General features: G+C 37.3%; 2 protein-coding genes. One reads left to right on the top strand and one right to left on the bottom strand.

Going from position 1 to position 1905, the window contains the following annotated elements; all coding sequences use genetic code 11:
• The coding region (locus tag ACIPNH_RS03530) for an ankyrin repeat domain-containing protein (protein WP_400771762.1) at positions 1–1649 on the top strand (1649 nt) is incomplete at its 5' end.
• A 41-nt stretch (positions 1650–1690) separates the two neighbouring features.
• On the opposite strand, the gene ACIPNH_RS03525 is transcribed toward ACIPNH_RS03530, so the two are convergent.
• The coding region (locus ACIPNH_RS03525) for a transposase (protein WP_400771539.1) at positions 1691–1905 on the bottom strand (215 nt) is incomplete at its 5' end.

Here is a 1905-nt window from a genome sequence, read left to right as displayed (position 1 = left end):
AAAAGCTGCAGTATTTGCCCTTGGCTTTAAAGCAAGTGGTAGTGTACATTCGCAACAAAAATAAAGAATCAAAGTTGAGAGGTTATGGAAGACTTGAGATAAGTGATTACTTAAAGGAGTGTCAACGGTACACAGGAAAACCACTTAAAGAAGGAGTTTGTAAAGATGAAGATTGTTATGCTGAAGCAGTTTCAATAACTTGTACCATTACGATGACACATATACAAAAAGAATACGGCTGTGAAACGTTGAATATTCTGGAGATAATGGCTTATCTTGCTCCTGACAAGATTCGTATAGAAGAAATCTTTTTAAAATTAATAGCAAATGATGAAGACAAACTGCGGGGTGCTGTTGAGTTACTCGATAGATATTCGATGGTTAACTTAAGTGAAGGAGTAGTAAACATTCACAGACTGGTGCAGGAAGTAACAAGATTAAAATTACAAAAAGAAGGCCGAGAAGAAGAAATTTTGAGAAAAGCTCTAGAATTGATAAACGGTGGTAATATAGCACAAGACAATATAAGTCATATTGTCTCTATTTGGGGATATGCAAGCAAATACGGTAAGTTGATTGATGACTTTTACTTTAACTCATCTTATGTATATGGAGGACCACTGTTTATAAGGAAAAGCACCCCTTTGCACTTGCTTGCTGAAAGTGGTGATTGTAAAGCAATTAGTGCAATAATAGCACATATAGAAAAACATTACTCTGGTGAATTTGTAAAAACTGTTAATGTTAAGGACAATCACGGTCAAACTTTGTTGCATATTGCTGCTAGGAGTGGGAGTTTGAATGTAATGAAATGTCTAGTCAATAAAGGTGCTAGCACTAATGCTAGAGACAAATATGGTAATATTCCATTGCATTCAGCTGCTTACGCTGGAGAATTGGATATAGCAAAATACCTGATTGTTAAAGGTAGTAACATCAATGCTACAGGCGAATGTGGCTGGGCTCCATTGCACGTTGCTGCTCAAAATGGAGAGTTGGATATGGTAAAATATCTCATCAAAAAGTATGCTAATATTGACGCTAGGGACGAATGTGGTAATACTCCACTGCATGTAGCTGTTTACACCAAAGAATTAGATATAATGGCATGCCTAATCAATAGAGACGCTTATATTGATGCTAGGAATGCACAATACAAAACCCCATTATTTTTTGCTGCTGAGAGTGGAGAATTAAATGTAGTAAAGGGCCTCGTTGAAAAAGGTGCTAATGTTAATGTTAGGGATGAGTATGACGAAACAGCGTTACACCGCGTTGTTTATAGGGCTACCTTTAGTGGAGATTTAAGAATAGTAGAGTATATAATCAATAAGGGTGCTAATGTTAATGCTAAGAACAGAGATGGTAGAACTCCATTACACTACTCTGCTTTATCTGGGAGCTACAATATTGCAGGATGCCTTATTCGAGAAGGTTCTGATGTTAATGCTAAGGATAAAGATGGCAACACTGCACTACACTTGGCTGTTATTAGGCAAAAGGTTGATATAACGAGGACGCTACTAAAACACAATGCAGACGTTAACGCTAGAAATAATTTAGGGAATACAGTACTGGACTGTGCAGTTGATAACTGCCAAGAACTTGTGGAGTTGCTTTTAGCTCATGGTGCATCCCGTGACTATTGAAATTTTGCATTTATAGCATTTCTCATAATAGTTCGAACAGGTCATAGGAAGGCAGAATCAACAGCACGACGAAAGGATTCGAATAGAGGAATGTTTTTCCTAGCTCTGTTTTTTATAGCAAACCAATGATGCTCAATTTTGTTGAAATCTGGAGAATACGGCGGCAGATACAAAATTTCTGCACCAACTCCTCTAGCAAGCTCGATAATCTTACCAGACTTATGAAAAGTAGCATTGTCAAGAATGACAGTCTGTC

The sequence above is a fragment of the Wolbachia endosymbiont of Drosophila barbarae genome, from assembly GCF_044752445.1.
Lineage (GTDB): Bacteria > Pseudomonadota > Alphaproteobacteria > Rickettsiales > Anaplasmataceae > Wolbachia > Wolbachia pipientis.
Note: the sequence above shows the minus strand (reverse complement) of the source record. Positions and strands in the feature narration are given on the sequence as shown.